At 32.5% G+C, this 26195-nt stretch carries 31 protein-coding genes; all 31 read left to right on the top strand.

The window, feature by feature from the left end; all coding sequences use genetic code 11:
• Nucleotides 1-212: 212 nt before the first annotated feature.
• The 31 genes from J2S15_RS16430 to dnaG all read left to right on the top strand — a co-directional run bounded on the left by J2S15_RS16430 (nucleotide 213) and on the right by dnaG (nucleotide 26189).
• On the top strand, nucleotides 213-608 hold the full coding sequence (locus tag J2S15_RS16430; protein WP_307410301.1) for a glycosyltransferase family protein: 396 nt from the start codon (nucleotides 213-215) through the stop codon (nucleotides 606-608).
• Nucleotides 609-947: 339 nt separating this feature from the next.
• Nucleotides 948-1754 carry a hypothetical protein gene (locus J2S15_RS16425; protein ID WP_307410299.1) on the top strand — a complete coding sequence of 269 codons (807 nt, stop codon included), beginning with the start codon at nucleotides 948-950 and terminating at the stop codon, nucleotides 1752-1754.
• Nucleotides 1755-1801: 47 nt separating this feature from the next.
• The gene (locus J2S15_RS16420) at nucleotides 1802-2269 is read left to right on the top strand and encodes a hypothetical protein (protein WP_307410297.1); all 468 of its coding nucleotides are present in this window, start codon (nucleotides 1802-1804) and stop codon (nucleotides 2267-2269) included.
• A complete protein-coding gene (locus J2S15_RS16415) occupies nucleotides 2269-2691 on the top strand; it encodes a hypothetical protein (RefSeq protein WP_307410295.1) in 423 nt (140 codons plus the stop codon). Before J2S15_RS16420 ends, J2S15_RS16415 begins: the two co-directional genes overlap by 1 nt.
• A complete protein-coding gene (locus J2S15_RS16410) occupies nucleotides 2688-3101 on the top strand; it encodes a hypothetical protein (protein ID WP_307410294.1) in 414 nt (137 codons plus the stop codon). The genes J2S15_RS16415 and J2S15_RS16410 overlap by 4 nt, the downstream gene beginning before the upstream one ends.
• 41 nt (nucleotides 3102-3142) lie before the next feature.
• A complete protein-coding gene (locus tag J2S15_RS16405; RefSeq protein WP_307410292.1) occupies nucleotides 3143-3643 on the top strand; it encodes a YopX family protein in 501 nt (166 codons plus the stop codon).
• 8 nt (nucleotides 3644-3651) lie between these two features.
• Nucleotides 3652-4344, top strand: a complete 693-nt coding sequence (locus tag J2S15_RS16400) for a hypothetical protein (RefSeq protein ID WP_307410291.1) — start codon at nucleotides 3652-3654, stop codon at nucleotides 4342-4344.
• A gap of 2 nt (nucleotides 4345-4346) precedes the next feature.
• A complete protein-coding gene (locus J2S15_RS16395) occupies nucleotides 4347-4739 on the top strand; it encodes a hypothetical protein (RefSeq protein WP_307410289.1) in 393 nt (130 codons plus the stop codon).
• Nucleotides 4740-4793: 54 nt separating this feature from the next.
• Nucleotides 4794-5069 (top strand): hypothetical protein, encoded by a 276-nt coding sequence (locus J2S15_RS16390; protein ID WP_307410288.1) that lies wholly within the window; start codon nucleotides 4794-4796, stop codon nucleotides 5067-5069.
• A gap of 113 nt (nucleotides 5070-5182) precedes the next feature.
• Entirely contained in the window at nucleotides 5183-6385 is a 1203-nt protein-coding gene (locus J2S15_RS16385) for a hypothetical protein (protein ID WP_307410286.1), read from the top strand.
• Nucleotides 6386-6425: 40 nt separating this feature from the next.
• A complete protein-coding gene (locus J2S15_RS16380; protein ID WP_307410285.1) occupies nucleotides 6426-6674 on the top strand; it encodes a hypothetical protein in 249 nt (82 codons plus the stop codon).
• A complete protein-coding gene (locus J2S15_RS16375; protein WP_307410283.1) occupies nucleotides 6674-7573 on the top strand; it encodes a hypothetical protein in 900 nt (299 codons plus the stop codon). Before J2S15_RS16380 ends, J2S15_RS16375 begins: the two co-directional genes overlap by 1 nt.
• Nucleotide 7574: 1 nt before the next feature.
• Entirely contained in the window at nucleotides 7575-8477 is a 903-nt protein-coding gene (locus J2S15_RS16370; protein WP_307410282.1) for a hypothetical protein, read from the top strand.
• 29 nt (nucleotides 8478-8506) lie between these two features.
• Nucleotides 8507-9601: a site-2 protease family protein gene (locus J2S15_RS16365; RefSeq protein WP_307410281.1), complete on the top strand. Its 1095-nt coding sequence runs from the start codon at nucleotides 8507-8509 to the stop codon at nucleotides 9599-9601.
• Nucleotides 9602-9617: 16 nt separating this feature from the next.
• Nucleotides 9618-9791, top strand: coding sequence for a hypothetical protein (locus J2S15_RS16360; protein ID WP_307410280.1), 174 nt, complete (start codon nucleotides 9618-9620; stop codon nucleotides 9789-9791).
• A gap of 9 nt (nucleotides 9792-9800) precedes the next feature.
• Complete coding sequence (locus tag J2S15_RS16355; protein WP_307410277.1) at nucleotides 9801-10202, top strand: hypothetical protein; 402 nt, start codon at nucleotides 9801-9803, stop codon at nucleotides 10200-10202.
• A gap of 4 nt (nucleotides 10203-10206) precedes the next feature.
• Complete coding sequence (locus J2S15_RS16350; protein WP_307410275.1) at nucleotides 10207-10506, top strand: single-stranded DNA-binding protein; 300 nt, start codon at nucleotides 10207-10209, stop codon at nucleotides 10504-10506.
• On the top strand, nucleotides 10499-10969 hold the full coding sequence (locus J2S15_RS16345; RefSeq protein ID WP_307410273.1) for a hypothetical protein: 471 nt from the start codon (nucleotides 10499-10501) through the stop codon (nucleotides 10967-10969). The genes J2S15_RS16350 and J2S15_RS16345 overlap by 8 nt, the downstream gene beginning before the upstream one ends.
• A 27-nt stretch (nucleotides 10970-10996) precedes the next feature.
• Complete coding sequence (locus tag J2S15_RS16340; RefSeq protein ID WP_307410271.1) at nucleotides 10997-11530, top strand: hypothetical protein; 534 nt, start codon at nucleotides 10997-10999, stop codon at nucleotides 11528-11530.
• The gene (locus tag J2S15_RS16335) at nucleotides 11505-12263 is read left to right on the top strand and encodes a ParA family protein (RefSeq protein WP_307410270.1); all 759 of its coding nucleotides are present in this window, start codon (nucleotides 11505-11507) and stop codon (nucleotides 12261-12263) included. Before J2S15_RS16340 ends, J2S15_RS16335 begins: the two co-directional genes overlap by 26 nt.
• A gap of 383 nt (nucleotides 12264-12646) precedes the next feature.
• The gene (locus tag J2S15_RS16330) at nucleotides 12647-13534 is read left to right on the top strand and encodes a ParB/RepB/Spo0J family partition protein (RefSeq protein WP_307410268.1); all 888 of its coding nucleotides are present in this window, start codon (nucleotides 12647-12649) and stop codon (nucleotides 13532-13534) included.
• Nucleotides 13524-13832, top strand: a complete 309-nt coding sequence (locus J2S15_RS16325) for a hypothetical protein (RefSeq protein ID WP_307410266.1) — start codon at nucleotides 13524-13526, stop codon at nucleotides 13830-13832. The genes J2S15_RS16330 and J2S15_RS16325 overlap by 11 nt, the downstream gene beginning before the upstream one ends.
• A gap of 18 nt (nucleotides 13833-13850) precedes the next feature.
• The gene (locus J2S15_RS16320) at nucleotides 13851-14288 is read left to right on the top strand and encodes a sigma factor-like helix-turn-helix DNA-binding protein (protein WP_307410264.1); all 438 of its coding nucleotides are present in this window, start codon (nucleotides 13851-13853) and stop codon (nucleotides 14286-14288) included.
• Between the two features lie 227 nt (nucleotides 14289-14515).
• Nucleotides 14516-14932, top strand: a complete 417-nt coding sequence (locus tag J2S15_RS16315; RefSeq protein ID WP_307410262.1) for an immunoglobulin-like domain-containing protein — start codon at nucleotides 14516-14518, stop codon at nucleotides 14930-14932.
• Between the two features lie 20 nt (nucleotides 14933-14952).
• Nucleotides 14953-15927, top strand: coding sequence for a hypothetical protein (locus tag J2S15_RS16310; protein ID WP_307410260.1), 975 nt, complete (start codon nucleotides 14953-14955; stop codon nucleotides 15925-15927).
• A 180-nt stretch (nucleotides 15928-16107) separates the two neighbouring features.
• A complete protein-coding gene (locus J2S15_RS16305) occupies nucleotides 16108-20010 on the top strand; it encodes a SpaA isopeptide-forming pilin-related protein (RefSeq protein ID WP_307410259.1) in 3903 nt (1300 codons plus the stop codon).
• Nucleotides 20011-20057: 47 nt separating this feature from the next.
• Complete coding sequence (locus J2S15_RS16300; protein WP_307410257.1) at nucleotides 20058-20690, top strand: immunoglobulin-like domain-containing protein; 633 nt, start codon at nucleotides 20058-20060, stop codon at nucleotides 20688-20690.
• Between the two features lie 47 nt (nucleotides 20691-20737).
• Nucleotides 20738-22486 (top strand): hypothetical protein, encoded by a 1749-nt coding sequence (locus J2S15_RS16295; protein WP_307410255.1) that lies wholly within the window; start codon nucleotides 20738-20740, stop codon nucleotides 22484-22486.
• Nucleotides 22487-22559: 73 nt separating this feature from the next.
• Complete coding sequence (locus tag J2S15_RS16290; protein WP_307410253.1) at nucleotides 22560-24182, top strand: 5' nucleotidase, NT5C type; 1623 nt, start codon at nucleotides 22560-22562, stop codon at nucleotides 24180-24182.
• The gene (locus J2S15_RS16285; protein WP_307410252.1) at nucleotides 24179-24355 is read left to right on the top strand and encodes a hypothetical protein; all 177 of its coding nucleotides are present in this window, start codon (nucleotides 24179-24181) and stop codon (nucleotides 24353-24355) included. The genes J2S15_RS16290 and J2S15_RS16285 overlap by 4 nt, the downstream gene beginning before the upstream one ends.
• 19 nt (nucleotides 24356-24374) lie before the next feature.
• On the top strand, nucleotides 24375-26189 hold the full coding sequence (dnaG, locus tag J2S15_RS16280) for a DNA primase (RefSeq protein WP_307410249.1): 1815 nt from the start codon (nucleotides 24375-24377) through the stop codon (nucleotides 26187-26189).
• Nucleotides 26190-26195 lie beyond the last annotated feature (6 nt).

Here is a 26195-nt window from a genome sequence, read left to right as displayed (position 1 = left end):
AGTTGGCCTAAGACAAATCAGGTAAATAGAAAGCCCTTCTATCTGATTAAAAGCAACAACATATCCCGTTGCTTTACCTTAGGCATCTACTAAAAAAAGAGTGTCTATGATTGAATTGGGTAGAATGGACACCCTGATATACATCTGGATTGGAGGAAAATCCTAATCAGATATATATGAATAATTGTATCAAAGAAAAAGGAGATAGCCAAATGATTGTAAGAGAACTAGAAAAATTAAGTGTTGTACTTGGGTCTTCAGGGAGCGGCAAGACATATTATACAAGTGAACAACTACAAGCAAACAGTAAACTAATGAAATGTATTGTTATTACTGGGAATGATCACTATCAAGAATATCAACAGATTGCTACAAGGGAAGCTACAAAAGACATTATACATTACGTTTGTGGTGGCAGCATGAGTATTTTTGAAGTGTTAAGGATGATTGACTTTTCAAGGTTTGATTTTGTAGTTGTTGAAGATCAACACCTGAGTGAAGTAGAAGCAAGGTTTCTGGCTACAATCATAACGAGTCGTTATCGAGCAGAAGGAATACTTGTTATGCAAGATTATGCAGAAGAATGGTATAAAAATTTTGATTGCTAATAGATAAATCAAGAGAAAATAAAAACATCTTTATCAAATGATGAAAGATGTAGTAAGTAGATATGGATGCCTGATAGCCGTTAAATTATCAGGATATATAAATCTGATTTTGCTGATCAGGATTTGTATATGTAATGTGTAATCAAGCCTGGAGTTACTAAGTTACCACATGCGACCTCATTCAATTTGATCCTTTCTTTATTCCAGGCACCACTTTCGTGGTAAATAAAAGGATGCTCGGGTGTAAAACAGAATAGGATGAGCATCCAATGCATCTGCAGGAAAGGGATATACACAGATACAAGGCAATTATACCAATAAAATAAGGAGTAGACAATTATGAAAATAGTAGGAATACCTATAGAGGATATACAGGCATTTTTTGAAGAGTACATTCATTTAATTGCAAAGGTAATCGTTCTGGCCACACTTGCGATATTATTAATCGTTTTAATAAAGAGAATAATTAATCACTCAATAGCATTTAAATATGAAGATGAAAGAAGTATGAGATATCGATTAAGGGAATCATTGAAAGTTATATGGCGAACAAATCGAAGGCTGAAAGCAAGTATTGCATTCTCTTGCATGCTATTTGTAGCTGTATTTGGTTACTATACAACAACTTCAAAGATTTTAGAGTCTGGAATTGAGTCAGGTTCAGAAGTTATGGTATTTAAGAAACGAGATGATGGAAAATATTACTTTATCGCTTACAAGCAGTATTATCCAGATTCATCAGTAGGTTCACTTGAATCAACTATTATATACAACAGCTATTCATCGATGAATAATGGATTCAGTTTAGATGATAAGAGTGTTTACTTAGATGAAAATCAAAAATTTAAAGTAATCCAAAGTGATGAAATTAATTATGATCAGTTATGTTATATGAGTAGCGAAAAAACGAATTATGAGTATGGAAAGGTTGAGGTAGCGTTTGATGAAAAGGAATCTAAAAAAATTAAATGTATTGGTTTAACATTAGATAAAAATACAATCGAGTTACCATATACAACGAAAAAATATAAGGTAATGGAAACTACAAATTATCTGTTTGGGTTACTTCAATTTGAAGAGGAAATATCTAATAACCTGGATGGATATACATATGAGTATGAAATATATTTACCAACGCACAAATAGGGGAGGAAGAGATGAAGATAAATAAAAGGCGATTATTGTACGTTATCATGAATTTTATTATACATCTACTTGGTCTTATCATATTGATGATTATTACCGCATCAACAATGCTTGCCCTTAGTACTCTGGGGATGGTAATTGAACAGTTATATCACATCGAGGTATTTCACTGGATTGTAGTATGTCCTTTCCTTGTTCTATTTTCTTTAATGCTTTGCATAGCTACAAAAGTATATCTGCAACGATTTAAGAATACTAATACTTATACTGTAGGTTATTACGATGTAGCTGAGAATGAAATTGAGATTAATGAGTACAAGGATTTATCAACAGCAGAACATGCTGCAGATACAAAACGAAAGAATGATGGTATTGCGAGTGTCGTGATCATTAAACACACAAAAAATAGATACACAAAATTGAATTGCAGTAAGCTGATAATCATATATGAAAATGTGAATACAATAAAAGAATTTAAAAAAACGATTATTGATAAACACTCAAGGAGAAACTGATGAAAAAACTATTAGAAGACGCAATATTGGAGCATGAAAATTTACTCGAAGAAGCAGGAGTCGCTGATACTTGTTGGGACAGTTATGAAAATAGTAGTATTGTTCAATTATTTCACCAAGTGAAAGTAAAACTAGAGAAAGAAAAATGGTCCTGTGATTACACCCAGGAGCCATTCATGAAAGTAAGAGGAAAATTATATAAATTGAAAGTATGGGTATCGTTTCAGACATTCAAATCAATAGAAGATGGATCTGATGTTTACGTTAAAAAGGGTGATTTGCTCAAATATGTTGGATTAGAAGGTTCGTTTGCAGAATTATACAGTGTATTTGAGAATGGAGAGGGAAATCGAATGAGAATCCGATCATACTTATTTATTGAGGAATTCTTTGAAATGATACAGAAAGAAGTTTCAGAGTGAATATAGTATATCTTGTAATACTTATATTCAGTTTATTTCTGTTTGCCCTACTACTTATTGCAACTGCAGAGGATGCAATTCAAAGGTTTGTTGGCATAGGTCTTGTTGTACTAATAGTTTATGTTTTCTTCTTCCAAACCTCAACAGCAACCGATATATACGAGTATGAAATTGAAAATATAGATGAAATCAAAGAACTAGTTGAAAGAAAGAATTATTCAGAGCTGGACAAATCAGATATTTATTACAATGAAAATGAAACTCTATATAAACAATCTATAGCGAACTGCAATGTCATATATGGAGAAGAATATCAATATAAAAGAGAAGTAACAACTACATTTTTATTTAATTCATCAATAAATCATGTAACAACTTGTGAACTGATGATAATAAAACCTGATGAATAGAATTCCTGATCAGGGTCAAGAAGCAATAGGAGGATTAATACATGCGTAAATTCAGAGTCTATGACACAGTAAAAAAGAAAATGTATTACAGCGGTTTTGTATTAGCTAGTGATGGATCGCTATGCAAAGTAATAACAACTAATAAAAAAGGTGGTTTATTTGTTGCGAAGGTGAAATCCTATGACACATTAACACAGATGCACCAGGTAACATTACAAACTGTGAAATTTATGCCAAATGAAAAGCAAAGATACATTATTCAATTCGCAATAGATAGAAAAGATAATTACGAGCAAGAACTATATGAGGGAGATATCCTGATTTATGAAACTGGATGTGCCTATGTGATTGTATACGGAAAATATGAAGGAATATTTTGTCCAGGGGATCAGCGATATACTTCTAGTCAAGGTTATGTTGCATGTGAGTACGAGGGTGGGGAAATAAATCTCAATGTAACTTATCCATTAAGTGAAGTTGAAACACTCAGTAGACGCTACGGAAACGTCTGTGAAGGCTATGTAAGCATTGAGGAAAGGTAATACATAAAATGAAAAAGAAATATAAGGTAAGATGGTCAGTTGTCATTATGATATTGGTGGCAACAATAGTTGCTTCGGCATCTTTATACTTCTATATTCCATTTGCAATTGACTTCTATAAAGAAAATATTAAAGAACAGCCTATAAATAAAGAGCAATATATAGAAGAAAAAGTGGATGTTACACAGGAAGAGTTAGTTTATGACTTCTTTATTGATGAGGCAGGTGAAATTTATAGTGAAAGTGAAACTCAATATGAGTACAAAGTCTGGAATGAAGAACTGAACGTGTACAAGAACATTCGAAAATCCGAAAAACTTGAATGGGTAAAAGGAAACTCAATAAGAGTTGAGGCAAATGTAGTCAAGTATTCAATATCCTATGATGTAGGCCGAATTTACAACGATGATGGAAAGTTAACAGATAGTTGGTTATATTATGAAATACCAATTTTAGATAAGCAAAGTGAAAATGACTATATTGAATATGCGGAGTGGAAGAATGAGCGGATTGATTCAGCATATAACACTTATTTGAATCGATTAGAAGGGAAAGTATTAAATATAAAATCATTATTATATGGCTTTTTAACATTGTTGGTTGGGGCGCTAATGATTCTAACATACGCATCATTTATTCTTGAAATCTATGATGAAGTAATAGAAATCAAAGATAAAGAGTCAAAGGGAGATGGAGACTAACTATGAGTAAAGATGGACTAATCAAAGATGAAGAGTTTTCAAACGAAATAGGGTTTAGATTTGGTACCACATCAAGAGGAAGGACAGCTTCTTATGTTAAACCAGAACTATTTACTCCAGTCACAGAGGAGAGTTATCGAAAACAAAGGGCGTCACTAATACTGGGATGTTCAGGATATGGAAAATCAAGAGGTGACATTTATTTACTTTGTTACAGCTTAACTAAAGAAATATATAGATTACAGAAGAGATTACCTAGAAAACAAAAGAAAGTACTAAAGAAACTGTTATTCGGGTTTCATTATATAGAAGCATTCGTGTATATTACCAAAGTTGTGAAAGTGGATGTGAAGGAACTGAAAAGAAGAAGGAAGAATCATGATCCAGATGATTAATGAAAAGCGACCAAGGTCGATAATTAAAGAGGGAAGTTCAGGGAGGGATATGCCATGAATAAGCGAAAGAAAAAGAAAATGCTGAAGAAGACAGCAATTGTACTTATGGATGAGTGTTGTCTGATTGGAATGAATCGGGAGGAAAAACTGAAGTTATTAGAGGAGTATGAGGATTTCTTGCTAAACGTCGCATATAGACGTAAATACTCAGATTTGAAAGAGAATCAGCAAATCTACTTCTTCATCCCCAGAATAGGCACTATGAAGCGCTCACAAGCTTTGGAGCCAATGATAAACCGATGTAGAAAGGCTCCTGCAGGAGAGAAGTAATCTACAGAGTGTAAAGATAAAAAATTGAATATTTATTATTTTTTTGACAAAAAACAAAAAAAGGAAGCATCTCGGATACGAAGGTGCGTATATATACGGAGGGTTAATTACCAATGCAGTATCGGTTGAATTATGAATTGTTCTTGAATATGTATTTGAATGGAAAGAAATACCACCAACAAGATATCTTTAAGAAAATTGATGTTTTGTATGATGGATCAGCATCCAATGTTTACATTAGGAAAAAGGTAATGCATAAAAATGAGTTTATAGGGTATTACAAAAATAGGTCTAGGTCAGATTTTATAGTTGATAATTTACCATTAGAAATTGATGAATTTGTATCAAAGTATGATGAGTTTCTACAAAACTATGAACAGAAGGATAAAAAGAGCAGATATGCAGTCCAATTAAAGGTACTGTATCCCAAAAGTGTAAATACAAGTAAGTTAAAACGGCATTTTATAAAAGAGTTTGTGAAAGAAGTGAATGAACTAGGATTAAAGGAATCTGATTATTCAAATGATCCATATATCAAAAAGCATAAGAAAATATTGCTGCCATATACAGTTGAAGAAGTACATGATGGTAGAGCCACATATGCACTAGTTACTATTGTCGAGCGATACTATTTGGGCCATATGAAATATAAGTTGTATCGAAAAGATGTGATTCTCGACAAACGAACAGGAAAATTTCCTAAAAGAGGTTGTCCTGAAGAACATATGCTTATAAAACAGAAGAAAGGTGACTGCTATCTTGATAAGGAAGGAAAGAAAGTGCCTAATGACTCAATGTTTTCTAAAAATATGAGAACCTTCAGTTATGGAAAGACCAGTACTGGCAGAGATTTATTTCCTGAATTCATGGAGAAGTTAAAAATCAAAGTATTAAATGCATTGAAGAGAGTACATACAAAAGGTGTTCAGGCAGGAAAGATATTATATAAACGACAGAATAAGCCAACATATGCAAATGTGATTCGAAGACGAATTGGAATGATTAATTATGCTAAAGAAACGATTCAGTACACAATCAACTTCTTGCTGCAACATGAAATGAGTTATGATCGTTCGATTGATCACTTTAACCCTGGTAAGGATCCAACGGTGATTCATAGTGAAGCTTACCATAAGTTAGTGGGTATATTTGAGAAATATCGGTCTAGGTTCAAAAAGCAGGAATTTCATGATGCAGAAGGAAATTTGAGATTAATTAGATATTGTTATCAAAAGGTTGATGAGTTGGAAGAGAATATACGTGTATTGATAAAACAGTTTTTTACTGAGGTAAATCAAGTCGTATTATCTGATTAAGAAGATATTATTTAATAAATCAGGAAGTGAGGAGTCAGATGTGAGAATAAATCCTATATGTCTACAAATAGGTGAAGAACCTATTGTCACTGAAGAGTTAATTGAAGAACACATAAAAAATATAGTCTTGTTAGCTTATGTACTTGGAATCAATGTGGGTGCTGGTACAGACAGACTAAGAGTTTTATATAGACCTTTATTGGGAAGGAAATTTGATGATATTTCAGAAGAAGAATGGCCTAGTTACGACAAAATGAAGATTGAAAATGATAAAGGAAGTGATGTTTAGTGGGATTAATAGAATATGTTTTAATTAGACGATCAAGAGAATTGTATCGTTATACTGTGGAGGAAAAAAAGTATAGTCCAAAATTGTATTGGAAAACAAAGAAAAACTATTTACTAATTGATGATTGTAAAAAATACACTTCAAAGTTGCTATATGCATCTAATCATAAACGGTTGCTTTGTATCATGAGAGATATTTGGAGATATAAAAGAGTATATGGATATCCATATACATATGATAAACCACCTAGTAATTCATTAGATAAGTTTCTTATGCAGAGGAATCCAAAAGTAGATCAAGAATTTGAAGCTTATATGGATTACGTTTTAGGTAAATACTATGTAGGAGGATATAACTTCATAGTAAAGAAATTAGATATAAGTAGTAAGTATTACTATTACATTGATGAATTTGAAGAGTATTGTTGCACACATATTATTCATAGTGACCAAATAAGTTTCTTATCTGGAGAGCCAGGGCATTGTCGGTTTTCAGTTTTAAGAAAATACTTATATGCGAAACAATCTGAAGGAACAACATTGATTATTGGTAGTGATTGGAATACCTATAAAGAGTTTCCAGGTATTAAAGGAGTGCAGTTCTTTAGGATTTATGATTTATCAAGCGAAGTTCCATATGCAGATGTAGAAGAGGATGCATTATTTATGTTATTAGATTTACTTTATGATCCGCAGCGATATCGACAGAGCTTGGATAATGCACACACAGTGATCATTGACTGCAGGTGGAAAAGCATAAGTATTTTCTTACTAAAAACAATTGAGCAAACTATAAAAGAATACACAAATATGCAAATCATATTTTTATTTAATGATGTACCAGCATTATTAAGCGATCATAAAGAAGTTAAGCAAAAGAAAGAAAAGGGGGATAAATAGTATGCCAAAAAAATGCTATGTAGAAAAGAAGTTTAATAGGAAGTCAATGGAGAAAATTGCTTTAATTAACGAAGTATTAGCTGATTATGGGAGTCAAGGATATGATTTGACCTTACGTCAAGTTTACTATCAATTAGTCGCAAGAGGGTATATTGAGAACTCTGAGCGCAGCTACAAGAATATTGGGTCACTAATCAATGATGCAAGATTAGCTGGATTAATAGATTGGGATGCGATTACTGATAGAACGAGGTCACTCAGAGGTAATGCACACTGGAGTACACCAGCTGATGTAATATCATCAGCTAGATACAGTTATATGTTAGATCGTTGGCGTGATCAACCGAACTATGTTGAAGTCTGGGTTGAAAAAGATGCTTTAATTGGAATTGTTGGCCAAGCAGCAACTAAATTAGATGTTCCATACTTCTCCTGTAGAGGATATACATCACAAAGTGAAATGTGGAATGCAGCACAACGATTTATAAGACAATTTGAAAAGCAGTCTAGGACGATTATTCATTTAGGAGATCATGACCCTTCAGGAATTGATATGACCAGAGATATTCAGGAAAGACTAAATCTGTTTGGTGCAGATGTAAGAGTAAAACGTGTTGCACTTACAATGAAACAGATTGAACTATATGGGCCACCACCGAACCCAGCAAAAACAACAGATGCTCGTGCTGATGGATATATCAAAAAGTATGGTCCAGAGAGTTGGGAGTTAGATGCTCTGGAACCTTCTGTTATTGAAGAACTGATTCGAAAAGAAGTAGGGAAACTTACAGACAAACGATTATTTCGTGAAGTAGAGAGGCGAGAAGAATATGATAAAAAGATTTTAATAAAAATTGAAAAGAATTATCACGCCATAGCTAACTTTGTAGAAGGTAAATTCTAATGAGTGGAAACTTATCTTTTAGAGGTTACATGAAAGAAAAGATGTTACTAGTATGGAATTATTTGGTAAAGAGGATTGTAATCATATCTGGGATTTTGCTTGTTGCAATTCAAGCTGGTTTCAAATTAGATCGACAAACAGTTCAAATACTTCTCGTATTTATTGGTGTTATGGAGAATGTTGTACGAATGTTTAGATATTCATTATTGGATAATGAAGAAAATATGATGGAGAAATTTCTCTATACAACGATATTTATAATGACTTATTCTTCATCTGATCTTGATATTGGTATGGTTGATTATATTACAAATTGCATTATCAATTGTTTTCTGCAGTCTACAGGGTTATTGATAATGGTATATATGGTTGTATATGCATCAAAAGTAGGTGAAAAACTGCTAGGGGTTACACTTTCCTCTGGTAGAGATTATAAACAACAGAAAACGACTGAATTAACAGGAGTAGGAAAATTAAGAAAGAAGTATGATAACGAACATGCAGATGATCATTATATAGCTGCAATGGATGATTTAATTGCTGAAGAAGTAGCATTTCATGAAGCAGGACATGCAATTGTTGCAAGAATGTGTGGGTTTAAAGTCAACTACATTTCAATTATAAAGAATCTAGAGAATGATTTAGGTGGTTATGTTACCATCGATTCACAACATTTCACTAGTTTATTATTTCTCTCTAATGATTATATAAGAAAGCGAGCAATGATGAGTTATGGAGGTCCAGCAGCTGATCAAGTGTTTAAGAAGATTACTAACATAAAATTTGGGGCTGATTTTGATATCGAAAACGCTACACAGAATTTAAAAACCTATTGGAGAAATGAATATTTGATGAATCATTCATTTACACCAGTAAAGCTAGAAGTGTTTGATACGGAACATCAGAAGCTGCTTATTCAAGAAATAGATGAAAAGGTGAAACAAGATTCAAAGGTATGTTTTGAACAGGCAAAACAAATAGTAGAAGAAAACATAGAATTAGTAGTAGCATTAGTAGATTTATTAATTGAGAAGAAAGAAGTTAATCAAAATGAGGTAGCTAAATTCTTCAATGATTACTATAAAGAAAGAACTAGAGGAAAAAAGGATGAGAGAGTCGTGTAAGAATTGCATCTATCTCATGAAAGATAAAATTTTCTATAAAGATGGAGATCCAAGTGGGAAATTGAAATGTGGTTGTTTGTGTAAAAACAGAACACCAGCATGGATAGAAACAGTAGATGATTTAGAATATGTAAACTGTGAATCATATGCAAAAGAACGTAAGCCAGAACAATTAAGTATGTTTGGATAGGAGGAAAATATGACAACAAGAATGACAATCTTCTTTGTAATAATTATTAGTTTTGTAGTTGTAATTTCAATAATCTATTCTCAGCTACAGAAGAAAGCATATAAAAGAACGTACAACAGAATTTGCAATACGATCGATAATGAACAAATTTTAAATGTATGGATCGAGAGAAAGATTAGTATCAGAAGAAATAACTTTAAACCAACAACAATAAAGTCACACGATTCTATTGTTATCGAAACTGTAGATCCTATGAATAATGAAGTATCAAAAAAGAAATTTCTTATGAGTCATCTGCATATAAAACGCAAGACAAATATGAATAAATTAATCTATAGGGATTTTAATAAACAAGTAATCTACTTATCGTATGAGCATATGAAAGTGAGAGAGGAGATTCAATCTAGGTGATAATATGAAAAATAAAATTCAAGTTGAAGGAACCATCTGTACAGATGTATCACTAAAACGAAATGATAAAAGCAATCGATTATCAGTGCATTTTGTATTAAAGAATACACTTGGTAATTGGAAAAATTATATTAACTGTAAAGCATTTGGAAAATTAGCTGAAGAGATTTGCGAGAAGTATGAGAAAAGTGATGAAGTTTTGATTACAGGACAACTTATGACAGACTTCTATAACGAAACAACCAAGCTGAATACATCAAAGTTTACATACGTCAAGATTCAGGAGATTAAAAAAAGTGAATAACATACTATTGGCTTTGCTGGTGATAGCAGTAATAAAACTTGTATTTCTGAGCGAATATCTTAGCATGTATGATAAATTGCTATATAAGTCACATCGATTAAAACAGTACAAACTAGAAAAATTAGGATTAGTGTTATTGGAATCTAAGAAGGACAGATTTTACAAAAGTTATCGCTACAGATATAAAAACATAATTATAAAAGTGGAAAGACAAAGATACTCAATTATTAACATTCAAGGTGCAGTTCAACTATTCAATGAAGATGTTTATATTTGCGACTATAAACAACTATCAAAAAAATTCAAAAGCGATTTTTACAATCATTATCTTTCTACAAAGTATCCAAAAATTCTAACGATATTTTTTAGAATTTCACTAGGAAACAATGAAGTAGAAGACAAACTGAAAGCAATTCTTAAATTAAATAATTTAATCGATTATAGGAAAAATGTCAGTGACTGACATCATAGGGAGGTAGAGGATAAGAGAATGATAAATATATTATTAGATGGTGCGATTGCACTTATACCCTTGTTTGCGGTTATAGGAGCAAATGCTCTAATGATTAGATCAAAACGAAGTATTTATGAGAGTGAAAGAAAAGCAGGATATCTATTAGCAGGAAGTTTAATATGCATAGCATATTATCGTTGGTCCAGTTATTTGGTTTCATCAATTTCATTTGGTGTTCTATTGCTGGGAGTTATCTTACTAATATTAAGTATCTTCTTTATGAGTAGAATAGCTGAAGAGAAACATTCGGTTACAACATTGAAACATACAATTAAAACACAGTTCATAAAAGGAGCGTATCTGCAACCAATATCAATTGAACTTACAGATGAAGAAGTAGATGAAATAACGGACATCGTCTTTAAAAGATGTCGTGCTTCTGCATATGAACTTGATGAAGAGAATGATGAATTAACAGATCAGATTATGCAGTATGCAGAAGATCAGATCTATAAACTATTAAAAGAAAGGAAGGACCAAATCAATGGCCATAACAGTAGCAATATCTAATCAAAAGGGAGGTTGTGGGAAAACTACAACAAGTATAGAATTGAGTAACAATTTAGCAGTAAATAAGATAAAGACATTATTAATCGATTTTGATCCACAGCATTCATCAACGAATGCACTGCAAGTCAGGTTACAGAGAGATACAACAACAGCTTATGAGTTTGTAACTCAACATGCGGAAGCGAGAGTTAAAATTAGCGAATATTTAGATTTTATTCCATCAGCAAACACATTACAGAATATAACATCAATGAATGATTTGAGTTCTCCAGAGATGCTAAGAGAAGCACTGATGAATATAGAGCATGAATATGATGTGATATTGATTGATTGTCCTCCGCTCATTACGCAGTTAACACATAATTGTTATACTGCAGCCGATCATCTCCTAATCCCAATTTATCCTGGTACTTTCTCAATTGAAGGATTGGCCCAACTGAAGGAAGAATTAGTAAGAATTAGAAAAATGTATAATCCTGATTTAGATATATTAGGGTTCTTCTTAACAAATGTTGATAAGAATACCAATGCAGAAAAAGATTTAATAAACGACGCTGCATATTGTGAAGAGCATCTTGAGTCAAAACGGTTTGATACAATCATCTATCATTCAACATGCGTAAATGATGCACAAAAAGCAAGGAAACCATTAGCGATTTTCCGACCAAAAGCAAAAGTCACTATTGCATATGAACAATTAATCAATGAAATAAAAGATCGACTATATATATGAGTATGAGAATATATATATTTGAGATGAGTTGTAAGTTGATGTTACTAGGAACTATAGTTTTCTTATTAATCGGTATCATTATTTTAACAAGTAACATCTTAGAGCATTTGCAATGGAAAATACTATTAATTGATTGCAAGGACAGATGTATAAAACATAAGATTTGGATATTAAGACTGTTCTCGGCAGGTATCATAGTTTTAGCAGTTATTTGCATTTTATGTTTGATTGCAATTGTTATTATATTGATTGTTTTATTAATATATCTGATTGAAATGATAAGTAAAATTCCAGAATTGCATCAAGAACTAGTTGGTGCCACAAGTGTCACTAAAGAAATTCTTTGCATAAATTAAAAGAAAAATTAAAAGGAGGAACAGGAGATGAATGAAAGAAACAGAGTTGATGAAATCTTTAATCAACAAACTGACGCAGCTACTGTTAGTATTGGATCTAAACACTTAAAAGTAAAAGCAAGAACTAAGTTGATACATTATAATGAACTAGTACCACATAAAGAGAATCGAGTGATCAATCAGGATGCAGTGATGAGGATTGTGAACTCAATTAAGGTAAATGGACAGTTATTTGATAGTGTGCATGTAGTAGACAATGGTGATGGTACCTATACAATTTTAGCAGGGCATCATCGCCACCAGGCAGTAACTTATGTAGTTGAAGTTGAGGGGTTGAAACAATATGAGTATATACGATGTGTGATTCAGGATGAGGATGAACTAGATAATGATTTACTTATGATTGATTCAAATCTGGAGAGAGAAGAATTGTCACCATATGATACGATGATCGCAATTGGTAAAAAAGAGGAAATTCTTATAAAAAAACGAGAGCGTGGAGATTTAGTACAAGGAAAACCTATCACTGGTACCCTTAGGAAGATAATAGCTGATGATTCACCAATAGAGGATACACAAGTGGGAACTTATTTAAGAGTTTATAAGAAGGGTTCTAACAATGTAAAGGAAGCATTAAAATACAATTTAATAACTCTGGCACAAGCTGGTAAGTTAGCAAAATTAGGTGATAAACAGGATGATGAATTAACTAAAATACTTAACCCAGGACCAAAGAAAAAGAATAGAGCAGAAAAAGATATACATTTAAAAACACTTGAGCATGCACTTCAATCAGCTTTTGCGACAAAAGTGACAGTCAGTGAAAAATCATTAACTATAAAATATACAAGTAATGATGATTTGAATAGAATACTAGAAATTATGGGCCAAGAGGACGTTGTAAATGAACCATAATCAAAAGGTGCATTATGGCTTACAATTGACTGGAGTCATGAAGAAAAGTTTGAAGAAAACAAGTAATGATGAATTTGACCTAGGCCAGTTTAATTTGTTGAAGATGAATTTAATAAATTGTGCAGCTGGGAATATTTCAGTAAAAAGTCTTCAGGATATATTAGATATGTTACTTGAAATACAAAGTACACACTTAATTGAGAAAAGAAAAAATCCAACTTATAAAGAAGTGCGTGATTCTCTAAGATGGATGCAATTAACTGGCTATAAAAGATTGCGTAAAGAACTAAAGGACTAGAAGAATGGAGGGGTTAGTATGCAACCATTAGAAAAGGATTTAGATATAAAAAGAACAAAAGAAAATCTTGATGAGTATCTAAAGTCCTTTCAGCGAATTAAGTTTAGAATTACAGTAGAAGATGTATCTAAAAGTGAAGGTAGCATAATTAAGGTACCAGGAGGATCTACAGGATCTTCATCAAATGGAAATCTTGTATTGAAGAAAATGGAAACGGCAAAGAAAGAGAATGAGCGCATAGAAGAGTATTTAGATTTTATACTTGAATCAATTGCGAAACTATCCCCTGCGGATCAGAGAATTATTCTGTTGAAGTATTTTTACGAGATGGATGACGAAGAGATAGCAGAAGAAATTGGCTTTGCAATACGTTGGACAAAGCATCTTATTAACGAATCTGAAATTTCTTTAGCTTATATTATTGGATGTACCGAGTTCAAAAAAGCCCATAAATAAAGGGTTTTAGAGGTATGATGCATAATCAGTGCATTCTGAGTGCATATTTAGTAGCAAATCCAGTGCATATTTAGTGCATATTTAGTAGCAAATCCAGTGCATATTTAGTGCATATTTAGTAGCAAATCTAGTGCATAATCAGTGCATTTACAGTGCATATTGAGGTGTGCTAAAATGGTAGTGTGGAAGATTAGGTCTTATAAGGACCAGAAAGAAAGGTTAATGTAATGCAAACAAAAACGAAAGTAATCATACTAGGAGCTGTCGCAACAGTACTTCTGGTATGTGGTATATTTGTTTTGATAAATGAATTTCAAAACAATGCAAAAGAATCAGAAGAACAGGCAGTAGAAACTACAGAAGTGAAGAAAAGTAAAAAACAAAAAGCAGTATTAGAATTAACGCAAGATGAAGTGAACATTGAAGTTGGAGCTGAATTCACATATGAGGATTTTATAAAAATTGCCGAGGATGAGGAAGGTTACAATTTGAAAGATAAAGTTGTGACATCTGAAGAGATATCAACAGAAATGCCAGGGAAATATAAGATAGAATATGAGTTAAAACTGAGTAATGGTAAAACGTTATCGAAACAATTGATATTGAATGTAGTAGAGTTTGAAAAAAGCAATACTCCTGATTAGGGGGAAGGAAGGGAAGAATTATGAGAAAAGTAAAATTATTGATTATTGGGCTATTAGCCATGACGGTTGTCGCTTGTGGAAGTTCTAATAAGCCTTCTATTGAATTAAAGAAAAAAGAATTTGTAATTGAGTATGGTGATACAGTTTCAGAAGATGCTAAGGACTATGTAAAAGCTGACAAAGATGTTTTAAAGGAAACAGTAGTTTCTTTTAAAGATGTTAAATATGAGAACAGAAAAGTTGATGGAAAAGACATCAAGTACTTAGAAGTAGGTACTTATAAAGCAACTGCAGTATATAAGGATGAAACATTAGATTTCAAAATAGTTGTAAAAGATACAACTGCTCCTGAGTTTGTCAATTTCAAAGACACAATCGAAGTTGAAGTTGGATACTTAGATGACTTCACTGAATTTTACAAAGCTACAGATTTAAGCGAAGTAACAATCACTGTAGATCATGAATATGTAGATTGGGATATGGTTGGCGAAGATACTGCAACAGTTATAGCTGAAGATGCTTATGGTAATAAAACTGAGAGGAAAATCACAGTTATTATAAAAGATAAAGCCACTGCAACTCAAGAGAACGATCAACAATCAAGTCAAGAATCTCAAAATGGGTCCGCTGATACATCAAATGGTGGTACACAAGGAAGTAGTGGCGGATCAGCATCAAATACTTCAGGAGGAACGACATCAGGAAACGGAGACGGATCTACAACATCCAGTAACCCAACCCCAACACCTACAGAAGCGGTTGTTCAATTAACTCCTACTCCTACAGGAAGTCCTATATTTGAAACTCAGGAAGAAGCGGTTAGTTGGGTAGAATCAATTTGTGCTACAGGGGAATCGAATCGTAATTATACTGCATCCTTAAAATTAGGATATACCATGATTACTAATTGGTATCCAGGAACCATTCAGTATGGATATGCAAGTACTGGCCAAGTGGTCTATATTAAATATGTAATTATATTCACGTTTCAATAAATGTAAATAGAAGATTAACCGATAATGAAAATTATCGGTTTTTTTTATGGAAGGAGGAAAAAGTGATGTATATTTTGTATTGGGTATTTTATTTATAGCAGGGTTTCCCTGCTTTTTTTATGCGATGAGACTGGTAAACAAAGAACCGAATATAATTCAATATAAATAGGAGGAAACGAAATGAATTTTAAAAAGATATCAAAATTATCATTAGCACTATTAGTATTAGTAAGTACTTTTCTTACTGGTAATATTAGTGTTAATGCAAATGAATTAAATGCAAAGGAGAGTTATGTCAATCCTGTTCTTTTAAATGAGTTCAAAGGATCTAATAAGAGTGAACTTGTTAGAAATCATAATGATTTAAAAGAAACAAAGCAAACCAAAATAACTGTAGAAGAACCTATTCATTCAGTATTGGCTCATGATGAGATAAAGAGTGAGGTGAATGAAACAGAAATTTCACCATTGACTCAATTACTTTTAAATGAAATACAAGCGCGCGCAGGCCCTGTAACAAATGTTCGTACAGTTACTACTGGATACACATTTTCATGGAGCAGTTCTAGTACCATCAGTGGAGCGAATAGTGGATATGCTGCAATTGATCGTATTTATGCAGATAATGAATTAGTTACATGTTCAGAACCACCGACACCCGTAATCTCAGGAGGTGGATATAATTCTTCTGAATTAGTATCTAATGCTACTAGAAAAAAACTTGCACGTGCTGCAGTGGCTAATAATGTATATGCAATGAATGATGAAGCATATGCAGCATGGCAATTATATCAACACTCTATTATGTATGCAGCAGAAGGCTTTACGGTTGATTCTTCAAATGTACCAAATTTATCAACGTATTTTACACAGTTTGAAGCAAAAACAACAAGCTACTGGACAAAACCAACATTTAATTTTGGTGATGGCACGATCAAATCTGGTGAAACTAAAACTTATAATGTTACCAACGGAATTACAAGTGGTTGGGAGATTTACTATACTTCACAAGGAGTATCTGCAACTTTTTCAAATGGAATATTAACAGTAGTAAATAATAATACAACTGATGATACAATTTCAATTGATTTAAGTAAGTCAGTTGGTGCTTACAAGCAATTATCAATGGTGTATACAAAAGCGGGTTCACAAGAACTTGTAAAATGGGGTGTTCCAGACCCTGATTACTTTACTAATAATTTAACAAACCTCAGAAAAGGTGATTTAGAGATTACAAAAGTTGATAACTTAGGTAATAAAGTTTCTGGAGTAACATTTGATGTAAGTTATAATTCAGATATGAGCAATCCATTTGCAACAATTACAACTGGAGCAGATGGATCAATCAAAGAAGAAGATATCGATCTCGGAGATGTGTATATTAGAGAAAAAACAGTTGTTGCTCCTTTATTAATTGATAATACAATTCATAAAGTTACAATCTTACCTAATCAAACTGTTACCTATACACAAACTAACCAACGCGCTTCAGGAACTGCAATTCTTTATAAGGTAGATAAAGAAACAGGATTAACAGTGCCACAAGGTGATGCTCGATTGGATAATGCAGTTTATGCTCTATATGCATCAACTAATATTTATGATGGTATTACTGGCAAGTTAATCTATACTAAAGATCAAGAAATCAGATCTGAAGTTATTGGAACAGATTTAAAAATGGAAGTTTCAGGATTGGCTCCTGGTAAATATTATTTCCAAGAGACAACAAAATCAACTGGACATTTACTTGATCCAAACAAATATGAAGTTGATTTAACTTATGTTAATGATGTAACTGCTATAATTAAAAAAGAAGTTACATCAAAACAGCAAGTAATTAAAGGGAACTTTGATATTCGTAAAGTTATCGACTCAGGAAACTCAGGTATTCAAATTGGAGAACCTAATGCAAAATTCAGAGTACAACTTGAACAAGATGTTCAAAAGGTTGGATCAGCGGCTACAGTACGTGATGATTTAACGACAAACCTAGTAGGATATGCCAAATCAATTGATCTTCCATATGGTAAATATCGAGTAACTCAATATGCTGCAATGAATGAAAATTTAGAGCTAGCACCATATTGGATTGTTGATATTAGTGAAAATGGAGTAACAATTAGTTATGTTGTTACAAACAAAGAACACACAGCTTATGGAAAAGGTGTAAAAGTTGATGAAGGAACACAAATTAATATTACACATAGTAATGCTGAATTTAAGATTTGGAATGTTGACAAACAAGAATGGTACAGTGAAGTCGTAGGGTCTAAATTAGTAGATACATGGACTGCAGAAAATGGTGAAGTAATCACTAATAAAGTAATGCCTGCTGGTAACTATGAATGGGTTGAAGTTTCAACTCCTGAAGGATATGTTGATGAAGAATCAAGATTCCCATTTGAAATCACTGCAAGCAATGTTCAAGAAACGAATATCGATGGTAAAGCAGTTACTGTTACCGTAATGGAAAACACACGTCCAACTGGATTATTAACGGTTGATAAACTGTTTGAACGCAGTGATGAAAGAAAAGAAACAAAAGAATTACTAGTTGCAAGATTCCAAGCTACAGTTGTAGAAGATACAATTGTTCCTTATGATGGAAAAACAATTGAACTGAAAGCTGGAGATGTATATCTGAATCCGGATAGTGAAGATGGACTATTTACTGCTGTAGAAGGACAACCATTCACTGTAGATAATATTCCTGTTGGTTTAAATGGGACAAAACTGAGATTTGAAGAAGTGGAAACTCCTGAAGGATATGTACCTGCAGATCCATTCGAAGTTGAATTCACACATGATGATCAAACAATGAAAGTAATTCAATTGAATAAGGAATTAGAAAACAAAATTATTCGTACAGATATTGAATTAGCTAAAATTAATGAGTATACTGAGGAACTTCTTAAAGGTGTTAAAGGTATTGAAATCACAGCCTATTTAGATGAAGAACTTACTCAAGTATATGAAACACAATTAGTAGACCCTGAAACAGGACTCGCTACATTTAAAGATGTATTATATGGTACAACACTATATTTTGCAGAGACAGCTACACACGATGATTACTATTTAAGTGACCAGGTTATTAAAGTTGAAGTAAATATAGATTTAGAAGGAATTGGTAAAGTTCACACATTTACTTATGCAAATAAACCAAAACCTACGATTGGAACGACAGCGACGGGCCTTAATGGCGAAAAGACTTTGGATCCAACAATAGACAACGAGACAATTGATGTTATAGCCCATGAGAACATTGATATTGACTTGACTTATGTAGTTGAAACGGTTGCGATTAGCGATAAGGTGGTTGCCTTAATTGAAGAATCTACAGGTAAAGAATATAAATCATTATCTGACGAAGAAAAGAAAGAGGCTTTAAAAGCAGCTATCAAAGAAAATCCTGAATTAGTGAAGGCTAGAGAAATTGAAAAGGATGTAAAGTTTGAAACTAAAGATGGAGAACATGAAGTTAAAGTCACAATACCTGCAAATTCTTTAGAAGATGGTGAAGGTCTAGTTTACTTAGAATACTTCTTTAATCAAGAAACATATAATCCTGAACCAACTGAAGAAGAGCCAAATATACCAGTTGTTGAACATGAGGATCCAACTGATCCTGGACAAACAATTCGTTTCGAAGCTACAGAATACACAGCCGAAGCAAACAAGGTTGACTCGGTTTCAAAGAATAATATTAAGTCTAAAGAATTCGTATTTGAATTCACTGGATACAAGGATGGTAAAAAAGTTGAATCATTCAAAGTAAATGGAGATCCAAAAACAGGAATTGCAACATTTGAATTCACTGGAGCAGGAACATATGATTATATTGAAGTGAGAGAAGTAGAAGCGCCAAAGGGGTATTTACTATCTGATGAAGTGAAAACAATTAATATGGAAGACTTTGATGAGAATCATATGTATTCATTTGAATATGTAAATGTATTGAAACCTGCTGCTGCAGTAGCAAGTGGTGATACTACACAAACAAACTTGTTTATTGGAATGTTTATACTATCACTTGGATTCATTGTAATCACAGGTAGAAAATTAAGAAAGGTAAAGGAGTAGTCTAACTACTTCTTTTTCTTTATATGAAACTAAAGTATTTACAAGTAATGCTTATTGTTTTACTTGTATGTGGATGTTCTGATTCAGATGAGAGTGATACATCACAAACTAAAGAAGAAGATACAATAAGCGTTTCAGTAAAAGATTTGAGTGGTCCAGTTATTACAACTGAAAAAGATACATTTGAGTTAACTGTAGGAGATAGCTTTGTACTTGATGATTACATTGAAGTAATCGATAACGTGGATGGGAAATTGCAATATGAATTAAAAGGCTCTTACGATACAAAGAAAGTAGGAACATACGAAATTACTATTCATGCAAAAGATAAATCTGGAAATGCATCCAATAAAAAAATGACAATCAATGTAAAAGAAAAGGAAAAAGAAAAACCTGTGGAAAGTGATACAAGTACAGAACAAAGTAATAGTTCGAATAATTCATCTTATCAGGGTTCAAGTGATAATTCTACACAAAATCAGAGTGGTGTAAAACCAAATGGTAAGAAATTCTTGTTAGAAGACGGGTATACGATGTCTGGAGGCTCAAATGCGGCTGATGACGCATGTTTAAATTATATACTGCAAAATGTATCACCTGGCTGGAAAGGTGTTTGTAGAACTCTTACAGATGCAAACGGAGTTCCTACGGGTAGTGAAGCAGTATGGGAATCATATTAAGATGTAGATGTCAGTGGCTGACATCTTAGAAAAAGGAGTGAAACTTTATGTATTTACTTATAACAGAAGACAGCAAAGTAGAAGGAAAGTTATATCAACTTAATAATGACCAATATCCGGAATGGGGAACCTTCTCGATGGATCAAAAAAGAACATTCGAAAAAGGACAAATAGTTGAGTTTGAAAGGATATTGGAGGATGTTGAAGATCAATCGTCTTTAATATTTTCATCTATTCCTCCATCTATAGAAGTAGATGGAGATTTAGGTACTCAATACTTTAAGGAAATTGAGGCTTTAAAAACAATGGATGATGATAAGTTTGAGCTAATTCAAGAGTTAGATTATCTTGAAGATTCTGAAGAACATGGTGAATCAGTAGAAATGGAAGTGCTGGAAACTAGACGGAAATTTTCAAAGATTGAAGAAAAGATGAAAACCCAGGAACAAAAAATTGAAGATATAAAAAATAAAATTTATGATAAATATGATTTTAAACTTGATAGTCCTGAAGATTTACAAACGGATAATGATATAAAAGGTCATGATTATGAACAAGCAAACAGTATACTAGATAAATTCACAAAGGAAGATTATATAAATTGGATGCAAGAAATTCATAGCCAGGAAGTAACAAATGAAAAGTATTTGGAGTCTGGAAAAATAATATTAGAATATGAAAAATTTCCATTGGATGATCTGATGAAAAAGAATTTATTATTAAATGATTACTATTTAATCTTCGACACAGATGGTTATATTGCAATAGATAATGCTGCAGGTGAATATTTTGTAGAAGAATTTAAAAATAAAGAAGTTGCAATACAATATCTGCGAGATGCAATCGAAGGAACAGGGATTGATAAAGAGCCTGTGGATTATCTACGTTTAGACAAAATGTTATCGAATGATGAAATTTTGAATGCAATTGATGAGCAAACAAGCAAAGAAATATTAAATAAAATTGTTGATACTTATCCATATCAAGCAACAGTTGGTGAAGTATACGGAATAATTTCCATTTTTGATGAAGATCCTATAATTGGGAAAAACTTCGCTTCCTATGAAGAAGCATTAGGAAGTGAACTAAAATCAATAAGAAATGGAGAAAACTTAAATAATGTATTTGAGAAGATAGCTCTTAGTAACTATGAAATGGAATATTTAAAAGATAACTACGGTATTGATGCTGAAAGTTATAAAGAGTTGGCTTATCAAAGAGCAGTACTTGGTGATGCGAAAGACAGATTATTGCAGTTAATGGATACAGACTCATATTCTCGTGATGAAAACCTTATTCTTACACAGCAAAAGGTTGTAGATCGTGAATTGTCAAAATTTAAGGTGATGGAACAGAAGTTAAACAATACAAATATAACAAAGCAACATTCAATACAGAGTATTCCGAAAGGACAAGCATTTTCGATGGCTTTGAATTACTCATTAGCAGATGAAGTCGGATATTTGAAATTTGTAGAAGAACTTGATGAGATGATATCTACAATTGATGATCCATCAGAAATTAAAGGTTGTTTAACAATTGTTTTTGATGGTGATGAAATACTAAATACAGAAAATGTTTCTTTGGAAGAAATTAAGAATAAGATTTGTACTGCAGATGCTGAGAAGATTATCGATTTTGCAAAAGAAACACTTCGTGAAAAGATTACTTCAGGCGAGGATTTAAGTAAATATACCCAACAATATACAACAGCAATTGGAGTTGAAAAAGAATTAGCTGAATCTATGATTCAAGCAAATGAATTGCCAATTGAAGGAGGTATTTCTATTGGATAGGACGATCGTAAAGATTCGTCCTTTTTGTTTGTTGAAAAAAAGAGAAGTAGTGAAAGGGTAGGAAGGAGTGAATATGGGAGATAATAAAATGATTGTATATCATGGATCTAAGGCAAAATTTGATGCTTTTAGTTTAGAATACTTGGGACTAAATGCAACTGCATTTGGCCAAGGAATCTACTTTACTGAAAATAAAGGAATTGCAATTCAATGTGCAGAAGGTGGGTATTTATACACATGTGAAATTCTTGTAGAGAAGCCTTTATCCGCAAAGTCAGTTACAATGAAATCAGAAGAACTTGAAAAGCTGATTAAACACATTGATGCTAAAGATGATTTTCTTTCAAACTACGGAGATGTTGATAGTGATGGTTACTCCATTGTTATGCAAAGAGCAATTGCAAGTCTCATGGAGAATAACTCGGATGTTGATCTAGTGGGAGATATGTGCAATATAAGTGGAGATTATGAAGAAATATTGAAGTCAGTTAATACGATTCTTGGGTATGACCATAGTGTTGAAGAAATAGCTGAAAAAGATAAAGTCTATGTAGTTTTAAATCCTGATACAATCTCCATTGAAAAAATGGAACCAGTTTCTGAAGTACCTATAGAAGTTGTAGAGGATAGACCACCTAGAGAGGTAGAAGAGAAACAGAGAGAAAAAGTTGAAGTTTCGAGTGGGGCGATAGACATTGTAGAAACTGAGATTGTTAATAATCACATACATGAGTCAGAAGGAAATTACAAATTACCTGAAGGAACACGTCTTATTGCCGATATGGATGGTGTTCTTTTTAAATTTGATGATCAGATAACCTCTATAGACCTTTTGTACCAAAAAGGATATTTTGCGAATTTGACACCTCAAGAAAAAGTTATTGAAGCTTTAAGAGAGATTATTCGTCAGAATCCAGGACAAGTGTATAGTTGTTCGGCTGCGGTTGACTCACCTTATGCAATTCCAGAAAAGATTGAGTCTTTGAACAAACACATACCAGAACTCCCAGAAGAGCAAATGCTGTTTATTAAATATGGTTCTGATCAGAGTAAAGTCGATGTGATTCCTGGAGGAGTAAAGCAAGGAGACATATTGTTAGATGATTATGGCCCAAATTTATCACAATGGGATGATGCTGGTGGAACTGCAGTAAAGATAGTAAATGATATCAATGACAAAACAATGTCATGGAATGGACATAGATTACATTATTTAAGTGATGGATTAGCTACTGAAATTATTGAATTAGCAAATGTGCAAACAATTATCGAGGAAGAAGAAAATCCAAAACCAGGGAAGATGATGATTACCATTGAATACTCATCTGTTAATCAGGAAACTATAAAAGATGATATTAATGAACTAACAAAAAGAATGGTAGGGATTGCAAATAACGAGAATCCAATTGATATTGAGTTAAGTATGAAAATGGACGATCGAGAAATATTGAATAGAGAAATGATTAATCAAAATGATATTCAAAAGCATATTTCACAAATAAAAGAAGGAACTCAAAATCTATTTGTGAAAATTGCCGAAGATAAGGTTAGAGACATTTTACAAAATGATACGTTAGAAGACTTGAAGTCATTTGATGAAAATATAAAGAAATATAGTGATTTATCAACCTTGGATGATTCGTTAGCAGAAAATGATGATGTCATTGTGGTTGAAGAAAGTATTAGTATTGTATGACCGTTGTAGCAATTCTATTTAGAAAAAATGGAAATATAGCAACGTTTCTTACCTGGAGCGAAAAGCAAGAAATTCCTATCGTTATGGATGATCAGAAAATCAAAAAACTAAAAAGAGGAGGCGTGTATAAATTAGAGAAAACAGGAGAAGATTATCGATTAGTAGATAAATAAAAGAAAGGAGGATTATCACATGGCTTTTATACCTGAAGAGAAAATTCAAGAAATATTAAAGTCTGTCAATATAGTAGATGTGATTGGCGAAAGGCTAACACTAACAAAGCATGGAAATAACTACTTGTGTACGTGTCCCTGGCATGATGATTCAAAACCATCCTTAACAGTTAACCAAGATAAACAAATATACAAGTGCTTTGTATGTGGTGAAGGAGGCAATGCAATTCGTTTTGTAATGAATTATGACAACATAACCTTTCCTAAAGCGTGTAAGAAATTAGCAGAAGTTGGTGGTGTTGAATTGAATCTTCCAGATCAAAAGTACACAGTAAAAGAAGTACCAGCAGAGATAAAAAGAATCTATGAATTAAATGAAGCAATCGTTGAACTGGCAAACTATGAAATCTTATTAAACAATGGTAACCCTTCATATGCTTACATTACTCCAAGATTGGACAATGGAGCAATTACGAATGCAAAAATTGGATATATTCCATCTGTAGATAATTTAAGAACTTATTTACTTCAAAAAGGATTTCTTGATGATGAGATTAAAAGAGCAAATATTTTTAATGAAAAAGGTTCCTACTCCTTTTTGGAGAAAAGATTAATCTTTCCCATAAAAGACAATTCAGGAAATTATGTAGGATTCTCAACACGGTCACTTGATGGTAAAGGAGCAAAGTATATTAATAGTCCAGAAAGCGCAGTATTTAAAAAGAACGAAATTTTATACAACTACAAAGATGCTTTTCAAGATATCAAACGATTAGGTAGAGTGATACTAATGGAAGGATACATGGATGTTCAAAAAGCAGAAAGTGTTTCTATAAAAAATGCAGTTTGCAGTATGGGAACGGCATTAACCAAACAACAGGTACTGGCAATAAAAAGACTGAATGTCCCTGTCAGTTTATGTTGTGATGGCGATAAAGCTGGCATCGATGCAAATATCAGGAATTACTATTTGCTTAAAGAAAATGGAATCAATGCATCTTTTGCTTCTTTACCAACAGGAATGGACCCTGATGAAGTAATATCGAAAGATGTTGATCAGTTTAAACAAATACTGGGGAAGCATGATACAATCATTGATTTTAGGTTGAAAGTATCAGATGCATTACATACATTTGATGAAAAGCAAGCCTTTACACTTGAAGTACTGAATGATCTAGCTAAAATGGATAATCCATTAGCTGAAGATCACTATATCAGTGAAATAGGTGAAAAGACTGGATTTGAAAAAGAAACACTCAAAAAGCAGTTATCAGTTGTTAAAGGGCATTCTGGACCCAAAAAGGTAGTTGCACAGAAAAGAGTTAGAAATAGCTCTACAAAGTGGAGTGAAAACAAGAAGGTATATATTAACTTCAGAGTAAAAGATAAATTGAATTATCGTAATGAAGTAATGAATATGTATGATAAAAAATATGTAAATGGATCGGTTATGGCATTTAATGATCGTAAGGTTTTGACTAGAAAAGATATACTGATGCAGTACTCATATCAAAAAGGTAAAGTATTAGAAACAACTATAACTTTGCCAAATGAAAAAAATGCAGCAGCAAAGGCCCAAAATATTGTTAGTGCTGCAGCACGTCAAATATCAGATGAGATGAATATTCCTCATTCGAATTTGAATTATATAGCATATCTACATAGTGATAGTGAGCACCCAAAAATTCATGTTCACTTTTATCAGAATGAAACATATCTTGACAATTATGATCTAACTTCAAATTTGGTGAATAATTTGCAGAAAACAATTGTAGATAGTTTAGATACAGGTATAGCAATACAAGATACAATTGCTACACCTATTGGTTTGTAAGAAAGG

The organism is Breznakia pachnodae (assembly GCF_030814225.1).
GTDB lineage: Bacteria > Bacillota_I > Bacilli_A > Erysipelotrichales > Erysipelotrichaceae > Breznakia > Breznakia pachnodae.
This window is presented reverse-complemented; position numbering and strand designations above follow the sequence as displayed.

What these genes read in the sequence shown, in the direction of transcription:
- J2S15_RS16285 (WP_307410252.1), top strand. Translation starts at nt 24,179, where the DNA reads ATGACCGTTGTAGCAATTCTATTTAGAAAAAATGGAAATATAGCAACG.
- J2S15_RS16315 (WP_307410262.1), top strand. Translation starts at nt 14,516, where the DNA reads ATGCAAACAAAAACGAAAGTAATCATACTAGGAGCTGTCGCAACAGTA.
- J2S15_RS16295 (WP_307410255.1), top strand. Translation starts at nt 20,738, where the DNA reads ATGTATTTACTTATAACAGAAGACAGCAAAGTAGAAGGAAAGTTATAT.
- J2S15_RS16360 (WP_307410280.1), top strand. Translation starts at nt 9,618, where the DNA reads ATGAAAGATAAAATTTTCTATAAAGATGGAGATCCAAGTGGGAAATTG.
- J2S15_RS16300 (WP_307410257.1), top strand. Translation starts at nt 20,058, where the DNA reads ATGCTTATTGTTTTACTTGTATGTGGATGTTCTGATTCAGATGAGAGT.
- J2S15_RS16365 (WP_307410281.1), top strand. Translation starts at nt 8,507, where the DNA reads ATGAAAGAAAAGATGTTACTAGTATGGAATTATTTGGTAAAGAGGATT.
- J2S15_RS16350 (WP_307410275.1), top strand. Translation starts at nt 10,207, where the DNA reads ATGAAAAATAAAATTCAAGTTGAAGGAACCATCTGTACAGATGTATCA.
- J2S15_RS16395 (WP_307410289.1), top strand. Translation starts at nt 4,347, where the DNA reads ATGAGTAAAGATGGACTAATCAAAGATGAAGAGTTTTCAAACGAAATA.
- J2S15_RS16425 (WP_307410299.1), top strand. Translation starts at nt 948, where the DNA reads ATGAAAATAGTAGGAATACCTATAGAGGATATACAGGCATTTTTTGAA.
- J2S15_RS16305 (WP_307410259.1), top strand. Translation starts at nt 16,108, where the DNA reads ATGAATTTTAAAAAGATATCAAAATTATCATTAGCACTATTAGTATTA.
- J2S15_RS16430 (WP_307410301.1), top strand. Translation starts at nt 213, where the DNA reads ATGATTGTAAGAGAACTAGAAAAATTAAGTGTTGTACTTGGGTCTTCA.
- J2S15_RS16405 (WP_307410292.1), top strand. Translation starts at nt 3,143, where the DNA reads ATGCGTAAATTCAGAGTCTATGACACAGTAAAAAAGAAAATGTATTAC.
- J2S15_RS16325 (WP_307410266.1), top strand. Translation starts at nt 13,524, where the DNA reads ATGAACCATAATCAAAAGGTGCATTATGGCTTACAATTGACTGGAGTC.
- J2S15_RS16370 (WP_307410282.1), top strand. Translation starts at nt 7,575, where the DNA reads ATGCCAAAAAAATGCTATGTAGAAAAGAAGTTTAATAGGAAGTCAATG.
- J2S15_RS16355 (WP_307410277.1), top strand. Translation starts at nt 9,801, where the DNA reads ATGACAACAAGAATGACAATCTTCTTTGTAATAATTATTAGTTTTGTA.
- J2S15_RS16290 (WP_307410253.1), top strand. Translation starts at nt 22,560, where the DNA reads ATGGGAGATAATAAAATGATTGTATATCATGGATCTAAGGCAAAATTT.
- J2S15_RS16390 (WP_307410288.1), top strand. Translation starts at nt 4,794, where the DNA reads ATGAATAAGCGAAAGAAAAAGAAAATGCTGAAGAAGACAGCAATTGTA.
- J2S15_RS16335 (WP_307410270.1), top strand. Translation starts at nt 11,505, where the DNA reads ATGGCCATAACAGTAGCAATATCTAATCAAAAGGGAGGTTGTGGGAAA.
- J2S15_RS16320 (WP_307410264.1), top strand. Translation starts at nt 13,851, where the DNA reads ATGCAACCATTAGAAAAGGATTTAGATATAAAAAGAACAAAAGAAAAT.
- J2S15_RS16340 (WP_307410271.1), top strand. Translation starts at nt 10,997, where the DNA reads ATGATAAATATATTATTAGATGGTGCGATTGCACTTATACCCTTGTTT.
- J2S15_RS16420 (WP_307410297.1), top strand. Translation starts at nt 1,802, where the DNA reads ATGAATTTTATTATACATCTACTTGGTCTTATCATATTGATGATTATT.
- dnaG (WP_307410249.1), top strand. Translation starts at nt 24,375, where the DNA reads ATGGCTTTTATACCTGAAGAGAAAATTCAAGAAATATTAAAGTCTGTC.
- J2S15_RS16330 (WP_307410268.1), top strand. Translation starts at nt 12,647, where the DNA reads ATGAATGAAAGAAACAGAGTTGATGAAATCTTTAATCAACAAACTGAC.
- J2S15_RS16415 (WP_307410295.1), top strand. Translation starts at nt 2,269, where the DNA reads ATGAAAAAACTATTAGAAGACGCAATATTGGAGCATGAAAATTTACTC.
- J2S15_RS16310 (WP_307410260.1), top strand. Translation starts at nt 14,953, where the DNA reads ATGAGAAAAGTAAAATTATTGATTATTGGGCTATTAGCCATGACGGTT.
- J2S15_RS16400 (WP_307410291.1), top strand. Translation starts at nt 3,652, where the DNA reads ATGAAAAAGAAATATAAGGTAAGATGGTCAGTTGTCATTATGATATTG.
- J2S15_RS16385 (WP_307410286.1), top strand. Translation starts at nt 5,183, where the DNA reads ATGCAGTATCGGTTGAATTATGAATTGTTCTTGAATATGTATTTGAAT.